Source organism: Streptomyces griseoviridis (assembly GCF_005222485.1).
Classification (GTDB): Bacteria; Actinomycetota; Actinomycetes; order Streptomycetales; family Streptomycetaceae; genus Streptomyces; species Streptomyces hintoniae.
Genome location: NZ_CP029078.1, coordinates 1,017,615 through 1,036,028, shown reverse-complemented (window position 1 = coordinate 1,036,028; position 18,414 = coordinate 1,017,615). Strand labels below are relative to the sequence as shown.

The 18,414-nt window shown below is 70.9% G+C and carries 12 protein-coding genes; 10 read left to right on the top strand and 2 right to left on the bottom strand.

Annotated elements, in window-relative coordinates; genetic code table 11:
- The first annotated feature begins 338 nt into the window (after nt 1-338).
- The 7 genes from DDJ31_RS04375 to DDJ31_RS04345 all read left to right on the top strand — a co-directional run bounded on the left by DDJ31_RS04375 (nt 339) and on the right by DDJ31_RS04345 (nt 13,749).
- Nucleotides 339-7,304, top strand: coding sequence for a non-ribosomal peptide synthetase (locus tag DDJ31_RS04375; RefSeq protein ID WP_127181611.1), 6,966 nt, complete (start codon nt 339-341; stop codon nt 7,302-7,304).
- Between the two features lie 23 nt (nt 7,305-7,327).
- Complete coding sequence (locus tag DDJ31_RS04370) at nt 7,328-9,418, top strand: SidA/IucD/PvdA family monooxygenase (protein WP_164785046.1); 2,091 nt, start codon at nt 7,328-7,330, stop codon at nt 9,416-9,418.
- Nucleotides 9,419-9,480: 62 nt separating this feature from the next.
- Nucleotides 9,481-10,524: a ketoacyl-ACP synthase III family protein gene (locus tag DDJ31_RS04365; protein ID WP_164785047.1), complete on the top strand. Its 1,044-nt coding sequence runs from the start codon at nt 9,481-9,483 to the stop codon at nt 10,522-10,524.
- Nucleotides 10,521-12,410, top strand: coding sequence for an HAD-IIIC family phosphatase (locus tag DDJ31_RS04360; protein WP_127181613.1), 1,890 nt, complete (start codon nt 10,521-10,523; stop codon nt 12,408-12,410). Before DDJ31_RS04365 ends, DDJ31_RS04360 begins: the two co-directional genes overlap by 4 nt.
- Nucleotides 12,403-12,660 carry an acyl carrier protein gene (locus DDJ31_RS04355; protein WP_127181614.1) on the top strand — a complete coding sequence of 86 codons (258 nt, stop codon included), beginning with the start codon at nt 12,403-12,405 and terminating at the stop codon, nt 12,658-12,660. Before DDJ31_RS04360 ends, DDJ31_RS04355 begins: the two co-directional genes overlap by 8 nt.
- 28 nt (nt 12,661-12,688) lie before the next feature.
- Entirely contained in the window at nt 12,689-13,168 is a 480-nt protein-coding gene (locus tag DDJ31_RS04350) for a VOC family protein (protein WP_127181615.1), read from the top strand.
- Complete coding sequence (locus DDJ31_RS04345) at nt 13,165-13,749, top strand: nitroreductase family protein (RefSeq protein ID WP_240678286.1); 585 nt, start codon at nt 13,165-13,167, stop codon at nt 13,747-13,749. The genes DDJ31_RS04350 and DDJ31_RS04345 overlap by 4 nt, the downstream gene beginning before the upstream one ends.
- Nucleotides 13,750-14,199: 450 nt before the next feature.
- On the opposite strand, the gene DDJ31_RS04340 is transcribed toward DDJ31_RS04345, so the two are convergent.
- Nucleotides 14,200-14,961 carry an SDR family NAD(P)-dependent oxidoreductase gene (locus DDJ31_RS04340; protein WP_127181617.1) on the bottom strand — a complete coding sequence of 254 codons (762 nt, stop codon included), beginning with the start codon at nt 14,959-14,961 and terminating at the stop codon, nt 14,200-14,202.
- Between the two features lie 329 nt (nt 14,962-15,290).
- Here DDJ31_RS04340 and DDJ31_RS04335 point away from each other — a divergent pair, with 329 nt between their 5' ends.
- Together DDJ31_RS04335 and DDJ31_RS04330 are read left to right on the top strand one after the other, a co-directional pair.
- Nucleotides 15,291-15,551, top strand: coding sequence for a hypothetical protein (locus tag DDJ31_RS04335; protein ID WP_127181618.1), 261 nt, complete (start codon nt 15,291-15,293; stop codon nt 15,549-15,551).
- A 293-nt stretch (nt 15,552-15,844) separates the two neighbouring features.
- A complete protein-coding gene (locus DDJ31_RS04330) occupies nt 15,845-17,023 on the top strand; it encodes a Cmx/CmrA family chloramphenicol efflux MFS transporter (RefSeq protein ID WP_127181619.1) in 1,179 nt (392 codons plus the stop codon).
- Nucleotides 17,024-17,175: 152 nt separating this feature from the next.
- On the opposite strand, the gene DDJ31_RS04325 is transcribed toward DDJ31_RS04330, so the two are convergent.
- Entirely contained in the window at nt 17,176-17,838 is a 663-nt protein-coding gene (locus DDJ31_RS04325; RefSeq protein ID WP_127181620.1) for a nucleotidyltransferase domain-containing protein, read from the bottom strand.
- Between the two features lie 111 nt (nt 17,839-17,949).
- Between DDJ31_RS04325 and DDJ31_RS04320 the strand changes: the two genes are divergently transcribed.
- Nucleotides 17,950-18,414: a hypothetical protein gene (locus DDJ31_RS04320; protein ID WP_127181621.1), complete on the top strand. Its 465-nt coding sequence runs from the start codon at nt 17,950-17,952 to the stop codon at nt 18,412-18,414.

Sequence of the window (18,414 nt, the reverse complement as noted above, 5' to 3'; positions counted from 1 at the left end):
GGCGGTCACGGCGGCGCACGTCCCGCCGGAACACACCCGCTGCCGGCCGCCCGGGTTCGGCGCGTTCAACCGGGGCCGAACCGCGGTTGAAAGGCCCTCGCGGCGGCCGTGCGCACTCTTGATTGACGGGTCCGTGGGGGCTGCCTACGGTGATCGAGACTGCACCCCGGCCCACCCTCGGCGCCGCGCCGAAGCGCCCTCGTCACAGGGGAAATCCCCGCGTCACCTCCGCTCCCGGAATCGGGCGCGCCCCGTGCCCCGCGCGGGACGCCGCCGCCAGGACCGTCCCAGGCCGCCCTCCTCGACCGGCCGATTCCGCGTGCCAGAAAGGCTCCGCCATGACTGGATCGCCGCAGCAGACCGACGCCCGCCGACTCCTCGACGAACTCCGCGCCGACGGCGTGCGGTTGTGGGTGCACGGCGACCGGCTGCGGTACCGGTCGCCGGACGGGCTGAGCGCCGCGCGGACGGCCGCGCTGCGCGAGGCCAAGGCGGAGATCACCGACCTGCTGCGGGCCGAGACGGACGGCACCGAGCGTCCTTCCGCCCCCGCCCACCGCGACCGGCGGCCCCTCGCGCGCGTCCCCCGCCCCGCCGCGACCCCCCTCTCCCTCGGTCAGGAAGGACTCTGGTTCCTCGACCGGACCGGCGAGACCGGCGCCGCCTACCACGAGCAGTCGGCGGTCAGGCTGCGCGGCACCCTGGACGAGCCCGCCCTGCGCGCCGCGCTGACCGAACTGGTCCGCAGGCACGAGGCGTTGCGCACCCGCTACCCCGACGTCGACGGAGTGCCCCGGCAGACGGTCGAACCCGCCGCCCCGCCCGCCCTCCAACTCCACGACCTGACCGCCGTGCCGTCCGCCGGACGCGACGAGGCGCTGCGCGCGCTGCTGCGCACGGCCGCCGCCGCACCCCTGGACCTGGCGGACCGCTGCCCGATGTCGCTCCAACTCGTGCGCACCGGCGAGCGGGAGCACGTCCTCGCCGTCACCGCCCACCACATCATGATCGACGGGACCTCCTTCGACATCCTCTTCCGCGAACTCGGCGTCCTCTACGACGCGTTCCGCCGCGGCGAGCCCTCCCCGCTGCCCGAACCCGTCGCCCAGTACGCCGACTTCGCCCTCTGGCAGCGCGAGACGTTGAGCGGCGACCGGCTGCGCGAACTGCTCGACTACTGGACAGGACGCCTCGAAGGCGCCCCGGCCGCCCTCGACATGCCCTTCGACCGCATCCGCCCCGCCACCCCCGGCTTCCGCGGCGACGTGGTGCGCTTCACCCTGCCCGCGCCCCTCGTGGAGTCCCTGACCGCGCTCGGGCGGCGCAACGACGCGACCCCGTTCATGGTGCTGCTCGCGGCCTTCCAGACCCTGCTGTCGCGGTGGTGCGGCGAGGACGACATCAGCGTCGGCCTGCCCGTGGACGGCCGCGACCACCCCGACGCCGAGCACGTCGTCGGCTACTTCCTCAACACCCTCGTGCTGCGCTCCGACCTCTCAGGCCGGCTCACCTTCGACGAACTCGTGCGCCAGGTCCGCGGCAACCTCATCGACGCCTACGACCACCGCGACCTGCCCTTCGGCCGCCTCGTCCAGGAGATCGCCCCCGGCGCCAGGACCGACCACCAGCCCCTGTTCCAGGCCCTCTTCACCTACCTCGCGGAGAGCGAACTCCGCATGGGCGACCTCGACCTCGAACGCGTCGACCTGACGGAGAACACCGCCAAGTTCGACCTCTCCCTCCTGCTCTCGGAAACACCCTCGGGCCGTATCGAGGGCGGTTTCGAATTCTCCACGGACCTTTTCGATCGGGTTTCTGTGGAGCGGTTGGTGGGGTTGTTCACGGTGTTGTTGGAGGGTGTGGTGGGCGGGGTGGATGTGCGGGTGGGTGAGGTGGGTGTTCTGGATGGTGTGGGTCGGGGTGAGGTGGTGGGGTTTGGTGATGGTGGGGGTGTGGTGGGTGGTGGGGTGGTGGGTTTGCATGAGTTGTTTGAGCGGCGGGTGGTGGGGTGTCGGGATGTGGTGGCGGTGGAGTGTGGTGGGGTGGGTGTGAGTTATGGGGAGTTGGATGGGTGGGCTAATGCGGTTGCTTTGAGGTTGGTGGGTTTGGGGGTGGGGGTTGATTGTTTGGTTGGTTTGTGTGTGTCGCGGGGTGTGGGGATGGTTGCGGGGATGTTGGGGGTGTTGAAGGCGGGGGTTGGTTATGTGCCGTTGGATCCGGGTTATCCGGTGGAGCGTTTGAGGTTTATGGCGGCTGATTCTGGTGTGGGTGTGGTGGTGTGTGATCGGTCGGTGGTGGGGGTGGTTGAGGGGTTGGTGGGTGAGGGTGTGGTGGTGGTGTGTGTGGATGAGGTGGGGTTGCGGGCTGGGTCGTTGGTGGGTCCGGGTGTGGAGGTGTTTTCGGGGGGTGCGGCGTATTGCATTTATACGTCGGGTTCGACGGGTGTGCCGAAGGGGGTGGTGTTGTCGCATGGGAGTGCGGTGGCTTTTGTCGAGTGGGCTGTGAGTGTGTTTGGTGGTGTGGGTGGGGGGTTGTTGTCGCGGGTTCTTGGTTCGACGTCGGTGTGTTTTGACTTGTCGGTGTTTGAGGTGTTTGCGCCGTTGGCTGTGGGTGGGTCGGTGGTGGTGGTGCGTGATGTGTTGGAGTTGGTTGAGGGTGGGGTGGTGCCGGTTCCTTCGTTGATTAATTCGGTGCCGTCGGCGGTGGAGGCGTTGGTGGGTGCGGGGGCGTTTCCGGTGGGTGTGGGTGCGGTGAATGTGGCGGGGGAGGTGTTGCGTTCTTCGGTGGTGGAGGGGGTGCGTGGGGTTGATGAGGGTGTGCGTGTTTTCAATTTGTATGGTCCGACGGAGGACACGACGTATTCGACGTGGTGTGAGGTGGGTTCGGGTGGGGTGACGGTGGGGCGTCCTATCAATGGGACGCGGGTGTATGTGTGTGATGGGTGGGGTGAGTTGGTTCCGGTGGGTGTGGTGGGTGAGGTGTTCTTGGGCGGTGCGGGTCTGGCGCGGGGCTATTCGGGCCGTCCGGGTCTGACGGCCGAGCGTTTTGTGCCGGACCGGTTCGGTGGGGAGGGTGGCCGGCTGTATCGGACGGGGGATCTGGCGCGATGGACGCCGGAGGGTGAGTTGGAGTTCCGGGGGCGGGTGGACCATCAGGTGAAGGTGCGGGGATTCCGCATCGAACTCGGCGAGGTCGAGGCCGCCCTGGACCGTTCGGGGCTGGTGAGCGAGGCGGTGGTCACCGTCGACGAAACCGGCGCCACCGGCGCCACCCTCATGGCACACGTGGTCCCTGCCCTCGAATCCGGAAGCGGCGACGTCGAGTTGGCCTCCGGTTCTGTATCCGGTGGCGGCGACGCAGAGTTCCTACCCGCCTGCGAATCCGGCTCTGGCGAGGCCGAGTTGCTCGACGGCCCTGAATCCGGTCGCGGCGAAGCCGAGTTCGTCTCGGCCCCCGAATCCGCCTGCGGCTACGCCGATTTCGTCCCGGCCCTCGAACGGCACCTGCGGTCCGCGCTGCCCGGCTACATGGTGCCGTCCGTCTTCGTCGTCCTCGACGCCCTGCCCCGCACCCCCAACGGCAAGGTCGACCGGTCCGCCCTGACCCGCCCCGCCGCCCAGAACCCCGCCCACACGGCGCCCAGGACCCCGACCGAGGAGACCCTCACCGCCCTCTGGCAGGACGTGCTCCACCTGGACTCCGTCGGCGTCCACGACAACTTCTTCGCCCTCGGCGGCCACTCCCTGCTCGTCACCCAGCTCGTCGCCCGCATCCGCCAGGTCCTGCGCGCGGACGTGCGGCTGCGCGACGTCTTCGACGCTCCCACCGTCGCCGCCCTGGCGCAGACGGTGGAGGCGGCCGGCCGGGTAGACGAGGGCGCCCTCGTCGCGGGCCCGGCCGACGAGCCGCTCGTCGCCTCCTACGCCCAGCAGCGGATGTGGTTCCTGCACCGTATGAACCCCAACAGCAGCCTCTACAACATCGCCGCGGCCTGGCGGCTCGACGGCGCCCTCGACCCGGACGCCCTGGAGCACGCCCTCAACGAGATCATCCGCCGGCAGCAGGTGCTCAGGACGGTCTTCCCCGAGCGGGGCGGCGTGCCGCACCCCGTCGTACAGGACTTCGTCCACCGGCCGCTGCCCCTGATCGACGTCTCCGCGACCCCGGACCCCCGGCGCGCCGCCGACGAGGTGGTCACCGCGGAGGCCGACCTGCCCTTCGACCTCGCCGAGGGGCCGCTCACCCGGATCGGCCTGGTCAGGCTGGCCCCCCGCCGACACATCCTGATGGTCAGCATGCACCACATCCTCGGCGACGACTGGTCGCTCGACGTGCTGCTCACCGAACTCTCCGCCCTCTACAGCGCCTTCGTCGACGGCCGGCCCGCCGACCTGCCCGAACTGGCCGTCCAGTACACCGACTTCGCCCGCTGGCAGAACCGCATGCTCGAAGACCGCCAGGTCGAGCGGCACCTCGCCTTCTGGCGCGACCACCTCGACGGCGCCGAGCACGCCCTCGACCTGCCCACCGACCGTCCCCGCCCGTCGGTGCCCAGCCATGGCGGCGGCACCGTCTCCTTCACCCTCACCCCCGAACTCAGCGACGCCCTGCGGGAGATCAGCCACGACCACGACGCCACCGTCTTCATGACGGTCGCCACCGCCTTCAACATCCTGCTGCACCGCTACAGCGGCCAGGACGACTTCTGCGTCGGCTACGCGGTGGGCAACCGCGACCGGCTGGAGACCGAGAACCTGATCGGTCTCTTCGTCAACACCCTGATCCTGCGCTCCCGGCTGGCCCCGGGCGACACCTTCGCCTCCCAGCTCCGCGAGGTCCGCGCGTCCATGCTGCGGGCCGACGCCCACCGGGACCTGCCGTTCGAGAAGCTCGTCGAGGAGATCCAGCCCGTCCGCGACCTCTCCCGGCACCCCCTCTTCCAGGTGACCTACAGCTACACCACGACCCACGGCTCCAAGGCCGAACCCGGCACCTCCGTGCCCGGCTTCGGCAACCGCGACATCACCCTCCCCGGCCTGGACATCGGCTACTACGAACACGACTCCAGGACTGCCAAGTTCGACCTCGCCTTCTTCCTCTCCGAGACCGGCCCCGGCAACGGCCTGGAGGGTGAGATCGAATTCGCCACGGATCTTTTCGACCGGGGTTCTGTGGAGCGGCTGGTGGGGTTGTTCACGGTGTTGTTGGAGGGCCTGGTGGACGGAGTGGACATGCAGGTGAATGAAGTGGGTGTTCTGGATGGTGTGGGTCGGGGTGAGGTGGTGGGGTTTGGTGATGGTGGGGGTGTGGTGGGTGGTGGGGTGGTGGGTTTGCATGAGTTGTTTGAGCGGCGGGTGGTGGGGTGTCGGGATGTGGTGGCGGTGGAGTGTGGTGGGGTGGGTGTGAGTTATGGGGAGTTGGATGGGTGGGCTAATGCGGTTGCTTTGAGGTTGGTGGGTTTGGGGGTGGGGGTTGATTGTTTGGTTGGTTTGTGTGTGTCGCGGGGTGTGGGGATGGTTGCGGGGATGTTGGGGGTGTTGAAGGCGGGGGCTGGTTATGTGCCGTTGGATCCGGGTTATCCGGTGGAGCGTTTGAGGTTTATGGCGGCTGATTCTGGTGTGGGTGTGGTGGTGTGTGATCGGTCGGTGGTGGGGGTGGTTGAGGGGTTGGTGGGTGAGGGTGTGGTGGTGGTGTGTGTGGATGAGGTGGGGTTGCGGGCTGGGTCGTTGGTGGGTCCGGGTGTGGAGGTGTTTTCGGGGGGTGCGGCGTATTGCATTTATACGTCGGGTTCGACGGGTGTGCCGAAGGGGGTGGTGTTGTCGCATGGGAGTGCGGTGGCTTTTGTCGAGTGGGCTGTGAATTTGTTTGGCGGGGAGTTGTTGTCGCGGGTTCTTGGTTCGACGTCGGTGTGTTTTGACTTGTCGGTGTTCGAGGTGTTTGCGCCGTTGGCTGTGGGTGGGTCGGTGGTGGTGGTGCGTGATGTGTTGGAGTTGGTTGAGGGTGGGGTGGTGCCGGTTCCTTCGTTGATTAATTCGGTGCCGTCGGCGGTGGAGGCGTTGGTGGGTGCGGGGGCGTTTCCGGTGGGTGTGGGTGCGGTGAATGTGGCGGGGGAGGTGTTGCGTTCTTCGGTGGTGGAGGGGGTGCGTGGTGTTGATGAGGGTGTGCGTGTTTTCAATTTGTATGGTCCGACGGAGGACACGACGTATTCGACGTGGTGTGAGGTGGGTTCGGGTGGGGTGACGGTGGGGCGTCCTATCGGGGGGACGCGGGTGTATGTGTGTGATGGGTGGGGTGAGTTGGTTCCGGTGGGTGTGGTGGGGGAGGTGTTCTTGGGCGGTGCGGGTCTGGCGCGGGGCTATTCGGGTCGTCCGGGTCTGACGGCGGAGCGTTTTGTGCCGGACCGGTTCGGTGGGGAGGGTGGCCGGCTGTATCGGACGGGGGATCTGGCGCGGTGGACGCCGGAGGGTGAGTTGGAGTTCCGGGGGCGGGTGGACCATCAGGTGAAGGTGCGGGGATTCCGCATCGAGCTGGGGGAGATCGAACGCGTCCTGGACGGCTCCGGCCTGGTCGGCGACGCGGTGGTGACCGTCGACGAGACCGGCCCCGCCGGCGCCACCCTGATCGCCCACCTCGTCCCCGCCCCTGAATCCGGGCGCGACGACGCGGAGTCCGTCCCTGCCTCTGAATCTCGTTGCGGAGAGGCCGAGTTGGTCGATGCTCCCGAACCCGGGCGTGGCGGCGCGGAGTTCGTCGCCGCCCCTGAATCCGGTCGCGTCGAGGCCGAGTTCGTCCCTGCCCCTGAATCCGGGCGTGACGAAGCCGAGTTTGTCCCCGCCCCTGATTCCGGCTGCGACGCCGCCCAGTTCGTCGCCGCCCCCGAACCCGCGTGCGGCGACGCCGACTTCGTCCCGGCCGTCGAACGGCACCTGCGGTCCAGGCTCCCCGGCTACATGGTCCCGTCCGCCTTCGTCGTCCTCGACGCCCTGCCCCGCACCCCCAACGGCAAGGTCGACCGGGCCGCCCTGCCCCGTCCGGACGGGCCCGCCCGGCACGACCGCACCCCGCCGCGCACCCCGGCCGAGGAGACCCTCGCCGCCCTCTGGCAGGACGTGCTCCACCTGGACGGCGTCGGCGTCCACGACAACTTCTTCGCCCTCGGCGGCCACTCCCTCCTCGCCACCCGGCTCGTCGCCCGCATCCGGGACGAGACGGGCGTCGAGATCCCGCCGCAGAGGTTCTTCGAGGACCCCACCGTTGCGGCCCTCGCGGCGTTCACCGAGACCCGGACCACAGGAGTGCTGTGACCATGTCAAAGAAGGGTGGAGCTGTGACCCCCAGTGCCCATGGCCTGCCGTCCGGCCAGGCCGGTCCCGCACCTCGCCGGGGAACCGACCCGGCCGACCCCCTCGACCTGATCGGCATCGGCTTCGGGCCCTCCAACCTGGCCCTCGCCATCGCCGCCGAGGAACTCGACCCCGGAGCCGACCGCCTCTTCCTCGAACGCAACACCGGCGTCCACTGGCACCCGGGCATGCTCCTCGAAGGCGCCCGGATGCAGATCTCCTACCTCAAGGACCTGGTCTCCCTGCGGAACCTGGCCAGCCCCTACACCTTCCTCTCCTATCTGAAGGCCAAGGGCAGGCTGGAGAAGTTCGTCAACATCGGGGTGACCAGACCCACCCGCCTGGAGTACCAGGACTACCTGAGCTGGGTCGCCGGCCACTTCGCCGACGTCGTCAGATACCGCTCCGAGGTCGTCTCTGTCACCCCGGTGACCGGACCGGGATCGACGGCCCTCGACCTGCTGCACGTCCGGGTACGGGACACCGCCACCGGCACGCCGTACTCCCTCTACGCCCGCAACGTCGTCCACGCGGGCGGCGGCACCCCGCGCCGCGGAACCCCCGACCGGATCTGCGACACCCCGTCGGTCATCCACTCGTCCCGGTTCCTGCCCGCCTTCCCCCACCGGTTCCCCGACCACGACGCCGCGCTCGACCTCGGCGTGGTGGGCGACGGGCAGAGCGCCGCCGAGATCGCCGCCCACATGCTCACCCACTACCCGAACGCGAAGGTCCACCTCTTCGTCCCCGGGTACGCCCTGCGGGCCACCGACAACAACCCCTTCGTCAACGAGCAGTTCTACCGGCAGAACGCCGACGCGTTCTACGCCGACGACCCGCACCGCCGTGCCCTCCTCAGAACCGAGCTGCGCAACACCAACTACGGTGCCGTGGAAGCCGGTTACCTCGACACGCTCTACGACATCACCTACGCCGACGAGGTACGCGGCGAACCCCGCCTCGTGGTCCACCGCGGTTGCGACGTCACCCGGATCACCGAGGACGGCCCCCGGCTGAACGTGCTGGTGCGCGACCGGACCGGCGGCCCCGACCGGACGGCCATCTGCGACGGCGTGGTCCTCGCGACCGGCTACACCCGCGAACTCGACCCCGCCGTCTTCGCCGGACTCGACCCGCTGCTGCGCCGCGACGACTTCGGCGCGCTGCTCGTCTCCGCCGACTGCCGGGTCGACGCAGACGAATCCCTCACCGCCGGGTTCTACGTCCAGGGGTACGCGGAAGGGGCGTACGGCATCGGGGACACCCTGCTCTCGCTGCTGCCCTTCAGGTCCCAGCGGATCATCGACGACCTCCGCGCCCGGCGCCCCGAGGACCGGCCGTCCGCCGGCCCCTACCCGCCGGACCACTACGTGGAGAAGGACCTGGAGCGCGTCAGGGCCGTGATGGAGCGGTTCAACTTCGCCACCGTCATCTCCGCCGACCGGGACGCCCGGGTCCTGGTGACGCACGTCCCGCTGGTGGTGGAACGCGACCGCGGCGGCGAACACGGCACCCTGATCGGCCACCTCGACCGGTCCAACCCCCAGGTCGAGCTGTTGCGCGACCGGCCGGTCACCGTCGTCTTCCACGGACCCAACTCCTACCTCTCGCCCGACGTGCTGAAGACGGACAAGCTGCCCACCTGGAACTCGATGTCCGTCCACGTCCACGGCCGCGCCCGCCTCTTCTCCGGCCGGGACGAGCTGCTGCGGGTCTTCAACGGCCTGTGCGAACAGGCGGAACCCCGGCCCGGCTCCTACCGGTTGCGGCCCGACGACGAACGCATCGACCAACTCCTCTCCCACGTCGTCGGGTTCGAGGTCGACATCCACGAACTGACCGGCCGCTTCAAGCTGTCGCAGGACCTCGACGAGGACAACCGGGCGCTGGCAGCCGCCGACATGGCACGCGACCTGGGCGAGGAGCGGCGCACCTTCGTCGCCGACGTCTTCGACCTGGCGCCCCGATCGGCCCGCCCCGACGACGGGCCCGGCAGCTGCGGCTGCACGCTGGGCGGCCCGCCCGCCGGCACGGACGCGGCGCTCGCGCGGGAGGCAGGACAGACCGTGCGCTGACCGCCCACGACGAGGGCGGCGACAACGACATCGGCGACCAACCCGGAGGGAGACCGCGTCGTATGCGGTGGAACGGAATCTATGTCAATGCCTGCGCGGCCGTGCTCGGCCGCGGCGAGCGGACCGATGACGCCGTGGCGGAGGGCCGCTACGACGCCGACGAGGCCGCCGCGGACGGCTTCCTGTCCATCAGCGTCGCCGACGACGGTCCCGCCGTCGAACTCGCCGTGCGGGCGGGCGGCCTGGTGATGGACCGCGCCACGGCGGGCGCCGACGACATCCGCCTGGTCGTCCACTCCAGCTGCAACCACCAGGGCCTCGACCACTTCGCCCCGGCCTCCTACGTCCAGGGCCGCACCGTCGGCGGCAGCGCCGCCGCCGTCGAGGTCAAGCAGTACTCCAACGGCGGGCTCGCCGCCGTCGAGATCGCCGCCGCCTACCTCGCCAACCACCCGGAACCGGCCGCCGCCCTGCTCACCACCAGCGACGTCTTCGCGCTGCCCGGCTTCGACCGCTACCGCTCCGACAAGGGCGTCGTCTTCGGCGACGGCGGCACCGGCCTGGTGCTCTCCCGCACCGGCGGCGTCGCCCGCCTGCTCTCCACAGCCGTGATCAGCGACGGCACCTACGGAGCCGTCTACCTCGGCAACAGCCCCTTCGCGCAGGAGAGTTCCGCCGACGAGCCGGTCGATCTGCGCTCCCGGCGCGACGACTACCTCGCCGAGAACGGCGAACTCCTGCTGGAGATCGTCCAGTCGCTCACCGAACGGCAGCGGGAGAGCGTCACCGTCGCCCTCGCCGACGCCGGCCTCGACGCGGCCGACATCGACCGCTGGGTCCTCACCAACGTCGGCCGCACCCTGGACGACGTCCCGTTCCGCGAGACGTTCGGGATCACCGACGAGAAGACCACCTGGGAGTGGGGCCGCCGGGTCGGCCACATCGGCGCCGCCGACCAGATCGCCGGCCTCACCCACCTCCTGGAGACCGGCGAGGCGGCGCCGGGTGACCGGATCGCCCTGTGCGGCATCGGCATGGGCTTCACCTACGCGTGCGCCGTCGTCGAGATCATCGAGCGGCCGCGCTGGTCGCCCGGCCCCTCATGACCGGCACCGACGCCGACGCCCTGCTCGCCCGCGTCGACGCCCTGCTCGGCGACCCGACCGCCACCGACCCCGGTCTCGGCGACGAACTCGCCCGCTGCGACGACCCGTTGCTGCTCTGCGAGGCCGGACTGCTGCTGGCCGACGTCACCGCGGACCGGGTCCGCCGCGCCGCGCCACGCCGGACCACGCCCCTGCGGATCGCCGTCGCCGCCACCTTCACCGCCGACGGCGTGGTGCCGCTGCTGCGGACCGCGCTGCTCGCCGCGGGCCTCGACTCCGAGATCCACCTCTGCCCCTACGACCGCCTCGGCGACCAACTCACCGACCCCGCCTCCGAACTGACCGCGTTCCGGCCCGACATCACGCTCTGCCTCCAGCACTCCGGCGCCCTCCTCCCCGCCGACTGGGACCCCACGGACCTGGACGGGGTCCGCGCCACCTTGCTGGAACGGGCCGCGGCCACCGTCCGCGCGGCGGCCGCCTTCGCCGCACGCACCGGCTCCGCCGTCCTGCTGCACACCGTCCCGCTGCCCCGCCCCGACCGGGACACCGTGATCGGCTACCGCTCCCGGGCCGCCCTCGGCCGGATCTGGCGCGAGACCAACACCCTGCTGCTGCGGGCGGGCGAGGAGCACGACGGCCTGTACACCGCCGACCTGGAGGCCGCCCTCGCCGACACTGAAGGCCCGGCCCGTGACGAACGGCGCTACCGCCACGGCCGGATGGCGTGGACCCCGCACGCCGAACTCGCCTGCGCCCGGGAGGCGTCGGCCTTCGCCCGCGCCGTCACCGGCCTCGGCCGCAAGGTCCTCGTGCTCGACCTCGACAACACTCTGTGGGGCGGCGTCGTCGGCGACGACGGCCCCACCGGCATCGAACTCGGCACCCTCTACCCGGGAGACTGCTACACCGACCTCCAGCGCCGGGCCCTCGCCCTGCGCCGCCAGGGCGTACTGCTCGCCGTGTGCAGCAAGAACGACGCCGGTCCGGTCGACGAGGTCCTCTCCGGCCACCCCGACATGGTGCTGCGGCCCGACGACTTCGTCGCCGTCCTCGCCGACTGGCAGCCCAAGGACAGCCGGATCGCCGCACTGGCCGAGGAACTCGCCCTGGGGCTCGACGCGTTCGCGTTCGCCGACGACAGCGCCTTCGAGTGCGGTCTGGTCGGCGGCTCACTTCCCCAGGTGGACGTCGTCCACCTGGACGGCGACCCCGCCGACCACTCCTCGAAGGTCCTGGACCCGGCCAGATGGGCCCAGTTGGGCACCACGACCACCGACATCGAACGCACCGCGCTCTACCGCAGACGGCGCGACCGGCACCGCTTCGGCGCCGCGCACGACTCCGCCGAGGAGTACCTCACCGGCCTCGGCATCCGCGTCCAGGTGCGCCCGGTGGACCCGTACACCCTGCCCCGGCTCGTCCAACTCGCCTCCCGCACTAACCAGTTCAACATGACCGGTGCGGCGCACGGAGAGGCCGTCACCCGCCGGATGGCCGACTCCGCCGACCACGCCGTGCTCACCGTGGAGGTCACCGACCGCTTCGGCGCCGAGGGCGTCGTCGGCGGGGTCTGGGTCGACCGCGGCCCCGACAGCTGGCGGGTGCGGAACATGGTCCTGAGCTGCCGGGTGCTCTCCCGCGGCGTCGAACGGGCCGTCCTCCAGCACGTCACCGACCTGGCCAGAGCGGCCGGCGCCACCCTCGTCGAGGCGGACTTCACCCCCACCGGCCGCAACGGACCCGCAGCCCGCCTCTACCCCGAGGCCGGCCTCGCCCGCACGGACGGCGACGGCGCCCGCTACCGGGCCCGCCTCGACGCGCTCGGCACCCTCACCCCCGACTGGATCGCGCTCACGCCCAAGGAGGCACTCGACCATGCCTGACGTGATGACCACCCTGCCCGGCCTCGTCGCCCGCGTCACCCGGCACCCGGCGGACGAGATCACCGCCGACTCGCCGTTCACCGGACTCGGCCGCTGGGGCAGCCTGGTCGCCGTGCGCCTGCTCGCCACCGTCGAACAGGCCTACGGCGTCCGGCTCGACCTGCGCCACTACCTGACCATCCGGACGGTCGGCGAACTCGCCGACGAGATCGACCGCCGCCTCGAAACCCGGGCCACCCCCGCCGGATGACCGGCGCGAGCGCACCAGGAGCCCCGCCATGATCCTCGGCATCGACCACGTCGGACTCGCCACCGCCGACCCCCGGGCGGCCGGCGCCCAGCTCGGCGCACTCGGCCTGACCAGGACCGACCGGGGCGTCGCCGACGGCTACCGGGTCGCCTGCGAGTTCTGGGGCCTGCCGGGCGATCCCGAGGGCACCGAGATCGAGCTGGTCTCCCCGACCGGCCCCGGCTCCGCCGTCGACGGACGCCTCGCCGAGCAGGGACCCGGCCTCTACCACCTCGCCCTGACCGTCGACGACCTCGCCCTGGAGACCCGCGCCCTGCGCGAGCGCGGCCTCCTCGCACTCGACGCCGCACCTTGCCGCGGGGCCAGACCAGGCATGACCGTGGCCTTCATGTACCTGCCGGAACCGGCGGAACTCCTGCTCGAACTCGTCCACTACGCACGGACCCCGGCCCGGCGACTTTCCACCCGGACACGGCCAGAGAGAGGCATCCCCCCATGGACGTCATGACCGCCGTACTCACCCGCCGCAGCGAGCACACCCTGCGCGCACCCGCCCCCGACGACGAGGAGTTCGCCTACCTGCTGCGGGGCGCGAGCCTCGCCCCCGACCACGGCAGGCTCAGGCCCTGGCGCTGGATCCTGCTGCGCAGCGACGAACGCGCCGAACTCGGCCTGCGGATAGCCGAGGAGACCGGAGCCGACGCGGCGGCGACCGAGGCGCTCAGGGCCAAGTACCAGCGGGCGCCGCTCTCCGCCGCGCTGGTCTTCGTCCCCCGCGCGCACCGCATCCCCGAGTGGGAGCAACTGGCCGCCGCGAGCTGCGTGGCCCACGCGCTGATGCTGCTCCTGCACGCCAGGGAGTACGGCAGCATCTGGCGCACCGGCCAGCTCGCCACCAGCCCGGGGGTAGGACGGTTCCTGGGCCTGCGCGGCCCCGAACGCCTCCTCGGCGTCCTGGACATCGGCACCCCCGAGACCGGAACCGCCCAACGCAGGCGGATCCCGGACGACGTCTCGGCCACCATCACCCGCTTCGAAGAACTGTCCAGCCACCGACCGGAGTCGACGCCGGCGACGGGGGACGGGTGAGAAGCGGTCGGAGCAACGCGGCGGCCACTGACCGGTGTTGGTGAGACGCCGGGTGCGGGCGGAAGCGGGGCGACGGAGGGGTCGGGCCCACACGCACGGGCCCGACCCCTCCGTCGCCCCGCGGACCGCCCGGACCGGCGCGGGCGCGAGCGGGATCGCCGATCGAGGCTCGATCTTCCGGATCGTGCTTGCGGGATTCCCCCGGAGGACGCTCGCGGCGGGGCGGCCGTGGTCGGGAGCCGGACGCCGGGGGTCGCGACGCCGTCGACGGTGAGGTCCGGCATCGTGATGTGCGAGGTCTGGGCCGACAGCAGGAAGACCACGGCGTCGGCGGGCCAGCTTGCACAGGGGGATGCCCACGGAGGGATCTGTGCCGGAAAGCAGGGCGTCCCGGCTTCGCAACCGTCAGGTCATTAAGCCGGGACGCCTGGGCCGGGCGCGGGCGGGACGTCAGGTGGTGACGCCGCCGTCGGCGACGAGATCGTGGCCGACCACGAAGCTCGATTCGTCGGAGGCCAGCCAGAGCACGGCCGCGACGATCTCATCGGTCGTCGCGACGCGGCCGATCGGCACGGTCGTGGCCAGGCGCGCAGCGCGGTCGGCGTCGGATTCGCCGGGACGCAGCGACATGCTGGTGTCCGTGGCGCCTGGGCTGACCGCGTTGATGCGGATGCCGTCCTTGATGTGGTCGAGGGCGGCGACCTTGGTGAGGGTGCTGACGGCGGCCTTTGAAGCGGCGTAGGCGGCCATGCCCGGCCGACGGCCGTGATAGCCGATGTTGGAGGCGGTGTTGACGATGGTGCCGCCGCCGTGCGCCCGCATGTGGGCGATCTCCGCCTGCATGCTGATGAGGACGCCGGTGAGGTTGGTGTTCAACACCGAATGCCAGGAGGACAGTTCAAGGTCGCCGACCGGGGCGGGCCGGCCGAAGACCCCGGCGTTGTTGTGGGCGACATGCAGGCCGCCGTGGCGCTCGACGGTGGTGCTCACCAGGGCCTCGATGGCCTCGGGGCTGGTGACGTCGGCGACGACCGCGCTGGCGGTGCCACCGTCCTCGTCGATGAGGCGGACCGTCTCCGTGATGCTCTCCGGCCGGGCGCCGGCGGCGACGACGGTGGCGCCCTCCCGGGCGAAGGCTCGGGCGCTGGCCCGGCCGATACCGGATCCGGCTCCGGTGACGATGACGACCTTGTCCTTGAAACGGGCGGTCACGGGATGCTCCTTGAGAGGTGTCGTACGGCGTGGAACAAGGGCGGGATGTCGGGGCGACGGAGGGCCGGGGGCCGGTCCGGCAGCGGCCGTCTCCCCGAGGCCGGGCGGGCAGCAGGACAAGTGTGCCCATCGCGGCGACGGCGAAGACCGCGGCAGCGAGGGAGAACGAGGCCGCGTATCCGCCGCTCAGCGCGGACGCCGTGGTCCCTCCCGCGTGGATGAGGCCGGTGGCGCGGGCGGCGGCCAGGGTCGTCAGGACGGCGAGGGCGACCGCCGGTCCGGCTTCCAGCGCCGTGTTGACCATGGCGCCGACGAGACGGCCTGGCTCCATGGCGATTCGCACCATTGACCCAAGGGACACCACCTGGGAACAGGACCACGCCGACTGCCGCGTCTACTTCTGGGACCGCTCGACCAACACATCCTACGAGTACGAGATCCTGGACCAGGTCGACATCGGCGAACTCCTCGCCTGGACCAGGCAGTACGCCGCCGAGCACGGCTGGACCCACACCGTGTACGCGGTTTCTGACGACGACGGCCGCGGACTCATCCGCCTCGACGGCGTCCTGGGCGACCCCTTCGGCTGACCGCAGCCCTCGCGTGGGTACCCGCGCGGCCACGCTTGGTCGTTGCGGGACGTGAGGGTCAACGCCGTTGCAATTGGCATGCCTTGGCAGGTGTCGGTCGGGTAGCGTGCGGGGCATGTCGAGTCCTGAGTCAGACACGGTGGGGGCTTTCGGTCACGCCGTCAGCCCCTGAACCACTGAGCTCGCAGCCTGTCGTCACGCCGTGTTCCGCGGTCGGACGACATGTGCCGCGGGGGCTGGCCGCGGTGACGAGATGACCTTCTCGTGCCTCGCCTCGCCTCGGAGCCCACTCGATGCCTCTTCCCTTGTACCTGCTTGCCCTGGCGGTCTTCGCCATGGGCACCTCGGAGTTCATGCTCGCCGGCCTCCTGCCGGACATCGCCTCAGATCTCGGCGTCACCGTCGGGACAGCGGGCACGCTCACCTCGGCATACGCGATCGGCATGATCGTCGGCGCCCCGCTCATGGCCGCGCTCGCCCGCAAGCGGCCCGGACGGGCGAGCCTGTTCGGGTTCGTCCTCGTGTTCCTGGCAGCCCACGCCCTGGGCGCCGCCACCGAGGGCTTCCCGGTCCTGTTCGCGACCCGGGTGGTCGCAGCGCTCGCGAACGCCGGGTTCCTCGCCGTTGCTCTGACGACCGCCGCCACGCTGGTCCCCGCCGACCAGAAGGGACGCGCCCCCGCCGTGCTGCTGTCGGGCACCACGGTGGCCATGGTCGCCGGCGTCCCCGGAGGATCGGTGCTCGGTACCCTGCTCGGCTGGCGAGCCACGTTCTGGGCCGTCGCCGCGCTCTGCCTGCCCGCGGCCATCGGCATCGTCACCGGCGTCCCGGCGCGCCGCGGGCAGAAGGACGCGGCTGAGGGGCCGACCCTGCGAGCGGAGCTCGCACAGCTCGGAAGTCCGCGGTTGCTCGTGGTCGTGCTGCTCGCGGCGCTGGTGAACGCGGCGACCTTCGCCGGCATCACGTTCCTCGCCCCGGTCGTGACCGGCACCGCCGGGCTGGGCGAGCTGTGGGTCCCCGTCGTCCTGGTGCTCTTCGGCGCCGGTTCCTTCGTCGGCGTCACCGTCGCCGGACGGCTGTCCGACCAGCGCCCGGGGTCGGTCCTCGCCGTCGGCGGCCCGCTGCTGCTCATCGGCTGGCCCGCCCTGGCGGTGCTGGCCGACCGGCCGGTCGCGCTGCTCGTCCTCGTGTTCGTCCAGGGTGCGCTGTCGTTCGCGCTTGGCAGCACCCTGATCACGCGGATCCTCTACGAGGCGGCCGAGGCTCCCACCATGGCCGGCTCCTACGCGACCGCCGCACTCAACATCGGCGCAGCCGCCGGACCGCTCGTCGCCGCAACCACCCTGACCACTGCGGCCGGGAACCTCGGGCCGTTGTGGGTGAGCGGGTTTCTCGTCGCCGTCGCGCTACTCATCGCGTTCCCCCTGCGCACCGTGGTCGCGGCCGGCCGGAGCAGCGAGGCGCTCCGGTGACGCATGCGAACGCCCCCTGGACCACCGAGGGAGATGCCTCGAGTTGCGATCGCCTCCGACCACGCGTCCACGTTGCGGCCGAACGACTACGGCAGCCCGCACGGCTCGCTCACCGCGTCCCAGAAGGCCCCGGAACTGGCGGCCTCTCCGCGTCAACTGCCGCCAGCAGTCGCCTGTAGAGCCGCGATCCACTGGTGCCCCGGGTGTACCCGATCGAGTAGCTCGGCCAGGGTCTCGCGCTGAGCCGGGGACAGGTGGGGGACGGTCGCCTCGAAGTCGGATCGGTCTTTTCGGCGGGCACGCTTGGCCTTGAACAGCAGGACCAGTTCCGGCGCCAGATACGGGATGCCGTCCTGGGTGTGGTGGATGAGGTCGCCGTAGGGAAGCCGGATCCTCTCATCGCGTCGACAGATCCAGGTGTCGCCGTCGTGCGGTTCGCGGAACACGTCGAGCAGGTAGTTGCCGGTGGCCGGATCGCGGAGCCACGTCTGATGCACCGCGGCCAGTACCTCCGGCGTGGCGTCCTCCCAGATCCGGCCACTGCCCGCCGCGTCGAACACGTGTCCGGGGAAGCGGTGGCGGACCTCGGGAAAGCTCGCGGCCGGGATCGCGATCTCGATGTCCCCATGAGCGCGCGTCTGCCTGCCGTGGAACAGGTCCAGCGCCCAGCCCGCGGCCACGTACCAGGGCGTACCGACCCCGGCCAACCGCTGCGCGACCTCGCTCGGGCTCCAGCAGGAAGACCATCTGGCGTCGAGGGCTTCGATCTCGTCGGGTGACAGCTCGACGCCGCCGCTGGGCAGTTGCTCGCTCACCGCAGGAAATCCAGCCGAACTCCTCTGCGGCGGCGAACAGACGCACCACCCGTGGTGACGACTCACCCGCAACCTGGCCCCGCACGCCCCGGGGAGGAGCAGACTTGGCTCATGTCGCAGCGAGATGAGCAGGTACGCGAGATTCGTGCGCTCTCCGACGTGGAGGCTGTGCGGGCGTTGACGGTGCTGGTGGAGGACAGGGGGTTGCTGTCCTCGGCCACGGAAATTGCCGTGCACGAGAAGGAGTTGAGGGACGCCCTCGAGACCGCGGGGGTCGAACCGGGCGCCGGTGAAGGAGAAGGCGACGTCGCGCGGGCGGCGTTGGAGTATCTCGCGCTGAGCGGGGACGGCGTCGTCGCTGAGGCCGTGGAGTATGTGCGGTCGCCGATGGAACGGTTCGACCCGGTGTCCGTGTCCGTGGGGGCGCTGGCCGTCACGTTGTTGCAGACCGAGGTCGTGGTCAAGCGGGACACTCAGGGGCGGTGGAGTGTGACCGTGCACAAGCGGGCCCTGAAGGACGCGGCGCTCGCCAGGGTGCTGACGGCTCTGCTCTCCCAACTCACCGACGGCAAGTAG